This window comes from Streptomyces sp. MnatMP-M17, from assembly GCF_900091995.1.
Lineage (GTDB): Bacteria > Actinomycetota > Actinomycetes > Streptomycetales > Streptomycetaceae > Streptomyces.
On record NZ_FMDK01000533.1, the window covers coordinates 1 to 3,657 of the forward strand.

The 3,657-nt window shown below is 68.7% G+C and carries 3 protein-coding genes and 1 pseudogene; 3 read left to right on the plus strand and 1 reads right to left on the minus strand.

Translation table 11 applies throughout. The annotated features are described in order from the left end of the window. Positions 1–436, plus strand: a pseudogene (locus GA0115259_RS40515) (hypothetical protein); the annotation flags it as partial. 196 nt (positions 437–632) lie between these two features. Here GA0115259_RS40515 and GA0115259_RS23375 read toward each other — a convergent pair. Beyond that, positions 633–1,499, minus strand: a complete 867-nt coding sequence (locus GA0115259_RS23375) for an AraC family transcriptional regulator (protein WP_093600638.1) — start codon at positions 1,497–1,499, stop codon at positions 633–635. 171 nt (positions 1,500–1,670) lie between these two features. On the opposite strand from GA0115259_RS23375, the gene GA0115259_RS23380 reads away from it, so the two are divergent. Both GA0115259_RS23380 and GA0115259_RS23385 read left to right on the plus strand, forming a co-directional pair. Beyond that, entirely contained in the window at positions 1,671–2,246 is a 576-nt protein-coding gene (locus GA0115259_RS23380; protein ID WP_202450276.1) for a TetR/AcrR family transcriptional regulator, read from the plus strand. A 234-nt stretch (positions 2,247–2,480) separates the two neighbouring features. Then, positions 2,481–3,227 (plus strand): hypothetical protein, encoded by a 747-nt coding sequence (locus GA0115259_RS23385; RefSeq protein ID WP_093600644.1) that lies wholly within the window; start codon positions 2,481–2,483, stop codon positions 3,225–3,227. The last annotated feature ends 430 nt before the right edge of the window (positions 3,228–3,657 follow it).

Genomic DNA, 3,657 nt, shown 5'->3' on the forward strand with positions numbered 1-3,657 from the left:
GCTGGCCGCGCTGTTCCCGGTGGGCACGTATCTGCGGACTCCGCAGAGCCGTCAGAACGACGCCGATGCGGTCGCACGCGCGGTACGGGAGGTGGCGCGGCCGGGCGACGGCGTGCTCTTCATGCCGGCACGCCGACGCGTATGGACCCTCGCGCGCCCCGAAGCGTTCCGGGGACTGTCGGATCTCGCACTGGAGCACTCCCCCGTCGCCTCGAACACCTTGCACGGTACGGAGTTCACACCCGGCCGGATCCGGGCCCGCATCCTGATCGCCCGGCGAATCATCGCCGTCCATGATCTGGCCGGCCAGCCGCTGGAGACCGACGCCCGGGAAGCCGCCAAGCGCGAGACCCTGCGGGCCCACTTCGAGGAGTGCGAGAGCCATACGGTGACCCAGGCCGAGATCACCGTCCACGCCCGTCCCGGTAGCTGCTGACCACACAGCTGACGACACAACACCCGTGAGTTCTGGCCACCACCCGGGAGCTGTGTCCTTATGTGAGCCGCTCACTGGACATGTGAGCCGCTCACTGGACCGCCGGCTGGGCCCGCGCCGACCCGGCACGGCCGGTGCCGCGGAAGCGGATACGGGTATGACCACGCGCCGCCCCGCGCCACCGGCCCGCGCTCCCTTACCGCGAGGTCGGCTCCACGGGAATCCACAGCTCCGCGTCGGCCGTCTTCGCGTCCTGCGACAGCCGTGTGCGGAGGATCTCGGGACCGGGCACACTCCGGTACGGATTGGACGGGAACCACTGCGTGTAGATGTCCCGCCACAGATACTGGAGCGCCTTCGGGAACTCGCCCGAACTCTCGAACACCGCCCAGGTCCCGGCGGGAACGCTACGGCTCTCCATGTCCTCGGGAGCCGGCGCCCGCGTCACCACACCGTGGTAGTAGTCGAGTTCGGTGCCCTCCGCACGGCTGTCGTCGATCTTGTCGCTCACTCCGACGATCCCGCGCGGTTCCTGGTCCGACAGCTCCTCCAGCCGCCGGAGCGTGTCCTGGCCGATGCCCCGGATGAATGCGACGAGCGCCGGGTTCATGCCCTCGTGCACCAACGGGACCCGTGCCTTTCTGCCGACCACTCGGAAAGCCGGCTTCTCCACGATCCGATACCGCATGCTGCTACTCCCTTCGACGATGAGACGGAAGGACATCCGGGGCTGGGAGCGCAGCACCGCGCCGGTCCGTCTGGCCTCGCCGGGACCGACGCCGTGCAGGGCACGGAAGGCCCGGGCGAACGATTCGGCGGAGCCGTATCCGTACCGCACCGCGATGTCGAGCAGCGTGCTGCCCTTGCCGAGCACCTCCGCACCGGCGACGGTGAGCCGTCTGCGGCGGATGTACTCGGACAGCGGGATGCCCGCCAGCGCGGAGAACATCCGCCGGAAGTGGTACTCCGACGTGACGGCGATCCGAGCGAGTTCGGTCATCTCGATCCGCTGGTCGAGGTTCCGCTCGATGTACTCCATGGCCTCGTTGAGCCCCTCGATCATCCCGGACCCCTGTCCCTTCCACTTTCACTTCCACTCATCACGCTAGGGACGGCCCACCCTGCCCGACCCGGCATTCCATGCCCGTATCGGTCGGGGACACGCGACCGGGACACGCGGTCAGCGGATAACACATCCTTTGGGATGACTGATCCGATTCGGTAGAATGGGAGCGTGGCCAGGACCGTGACACCACCGCCGCGCAGGGCGGATTCACTGCGGATCAGAGCGCGACTGCTGGTCGAGGCGCGGAGGCTGCTGGAGCGCGGTGAACTGCCGCTCCAGCTCAATGAACTGGCCCGCAGGGCAGGTGTCGGCGTCGGTACGGTCTACCGCCACTTCGCGAGCAGCCGGTCGCTGCTGGAGACCCTGGCCCTGGAGCCGTTCCACGAACTGCTGGACATCGCGCGCGCCGCCGTGGACGAGCCCGATCCATGGACGGCCCTGGAGCGGCTGCTGTACGCGCATGTACGGCTGGAGATCGAGCACAACGGCGTACGCGAGGTCCTCGCGGCGAGCGCCGACGAACAGCCGGACACCGCCGCGCTCAAGGCCGAACTGGACGCGCTCACGGACAGCCTGCTGCGCCGTGCGCGGTCGGCGGGAGCGGTCAGGGACGGTGTCGACGCCACCGACATACGCAGTCTGCTGTGCGGAATCGGATACGCGGCCCGTATCGCCGGCAGCGCACCCGACGAGACGGCGGAGCGCTATGTGCGTGTCCTGGCCGACGGGCTGCGCAAGCGCTAGACGCGCCGCGGCGACGGTCGTCATGGGCCGTCCGATGCGCACAACACCCGTATATAGCAGCGCTGTTTGTCGTCCGGACCACTGTTCCGTTACGCGCGGATGTCCGCACACGGCGGTAACACGATGACAACGACGGCGCGCCGTCTGTTGGCCGCCACAACGCAACACACTCTAGTCTGCTCTACAGCGGTCACCGACGAGGTCAAGTGGTGACCCGGAACGAAAGGGCGACCCATGACATCCGTAACCGGCACACCGGGCAGCATCGAGGCGACCACAGCGCTCCTCCTGAGCGAACTCCCGCGGCTGGAAGCACAACAGCAGACACTTGAGAACGAGTTGGCCGCCGTGACCGAGCGGTTGGGCTCGGTACGTGCCGCCCTGACCGCGCTCCAGGCGCTGTCGGCCGCTCCCCATGTACCGGAACCGGCGGTGTCCCCGGAGGCCGTTGCCGAGTCGGGGACGGAGCACGGCGCCCCGGCCGAGGAGCCCGTCGAGCAGCCCGCGGAGGAGTCCGCCGCGACGGCGGCGATCGAGGAGACGGCTGAGGACACGGCCGACACGACCGGCGCGGAGAACGACGCCGAGGCCGCGGCCGGGGACGACGCGAAGTCAACGCCCGTACAGCACAAGGTTCCTCGGGCCCGTGCGAGCCGGAAGACACCGGCGGAGGCTCCCAAGGAGCGGAAGCGGCGCACCGCGAAGAAGACGGTCCCCGCCACAGCCGATGACACCACAGCCGACGCCGCAGCCGACGCCGCCGGCGCGGACCAGCCCGCCGGCGGTCTGACCGAGCAGATCCTCGCGGTCCTGGCCGGCTCCGCCGACACCCCGGTCCGCGCCCGCGATGTGGCGCAGGCGCTGGGACGTGACGAATCGCCCGGCAGCATCAACGCCGTACGCAGCACGCTCGACCGCCTTGTCGGTTCCTCGCGGGCCCACCGTGCCGGCCGTGGCCTCTATCAGGCCGTGCAGGGCTGAGCGGCCACGCACGGGCCGGCGGTGCGGTGGTTACCGTCGGTCCGGATTCGGCTGTCACTCCCGGGAATAGCGGGCAATGTGCGGGAAAGGCCGGGCGTACTCCCTTCCAGGGAATGGCGTCTACGCGCATCGCACACCGGATCGCCGCTTCCGGTGCCCGGAGGCGGCTCGTCAAGCCAAATCAAAATCGTCTACCGATTCGGGCAGCAAAACCACATCTCCGGGTGAGCAAAACCACACGGCGGCCAATTTGTTCGAATTCCTGACCAGGAAAACCGGTCCTCAGAACGCAATTGCGCTGAGCTCCACGCCCGCTCAAACAGACAACAGAACGGCGGAAGCGGACCGCGGGCTCTCGTACCGCTCGGGAGAAAACACGGAAGCCCGCACAGAACTGTGGAGCCCGTCGACGGGCTCCACAGTTCTGTGC